Below are 1,014 nucleotides of genomic sequence, written 5' to 3'. Positions count from 1 at the left end.
TGACAAGAAGCGCAACTAACGTCCATGCTGCCGCTTAGACGGGCATCGTGAAAGAGCCGCTCCCCTAGCGAGATTAGTTCTGCGGATTTTTGGACTGAACTCGATGGCGTAAGTATTCGAAACTCTGCGTAATCTTCGGTCGCCGCACTCTCATGCTGCGCAAGCAATTTAACCGAATCTGTCGACAACGCATGGCTAACCTGTCCGTCATGTGCATCGCTACAGGCACCAAGCTGCATACTGAGCGCCAGCAAAATCAAGCGAAGCGTATTTAACGACCGCTTCAAACTAACCAACCTCAACAACCTGCTTAAACCGCACACTGACATTTCGATGTACACCACCATACCCATAACAAAACGTGCTCGAAGTATAGTCAAGGAAGTGCCTTACGCTATGCCGATATAAAAAACAAACTAGCGAATGAACAGGCCATAAAACCTTATTTTTAAAGGGGTAATTCGCCAAATTAAGATCGTCTCAACGAACGCTGTGATTGCTCGCTTACGTAACAATCGCAACAGTTTGTGTTTTCTTGTACAAGACCACGCCAGATGGCGCACCCTTGCTATAGTAAAAAGAGAGTATCCAAAAAATAAATAAGAAAACGACAACTACCGTGCGAAGTACTAATGATCACCGACGGTGCCGCGCTTTCGTGCTTGTATGCAGTTTATTGTCCATGATGGCAATGGCATTTCCAGCACAGAGCATCACCGTCATCACGAATGCAGCGGTAGACAGAAGCGAGTTGCAGCTCAAGGAATTAAGAGCAATCTATACAATGAAAAAGCGTCTATGGTCGGACGGTCAACCTATTCAAGTCTACGTGCTAACGCCAGAACAAGACTCCCATCGTGAGTTTTGTAAGCAAGTGCTGGGTGTCTTTCCCAGACAACTGCAATCTATCTGGCACCGCCTAGTCTACTCCGGAACCGGAGAAGCCCCCATCGAACTAAATAGCGAGCAGGAAATGCTGGAGGTGATTTCCTCCACGAAAGGCGCCATTGGCTA

Annotated in this window: 2 protein-coding genes; one reads left to right on the top strand and one right to left on the bottom strand. The window is 47.3% G+C overall.

Features of this window, described 5'->3' with window-relative positions; translation table 11 throughout:
• Positions 1-380 (bottom strand): cytochrome c peroxidase (locus A3750_RS23250; protein ID WP_197475266.1); only part of this gene is annotated, 380 nt, incomplete at its 3' end.
• Between the two features lie 302 nt (positions 381-682).
• Between A3750_RS23250 and A3750_RS23245 the strand changes: the two genes are divergently transcribed.
• Positions 683-1,014: hypothetical protein (locus tag A3750_RS23245; RefSeq protein ID WP_156498882.1), on the top strand; the 332-nt coding region annotated here is incomplete at its 3' end.

The organism is Oleiphilus sp. HI0079, from assembly GCF_001635105.1.
Note: the sequence above shows the minus strand (reverse complement) of the source record. Positions and strands in the feature narration are given on the sequence as shown.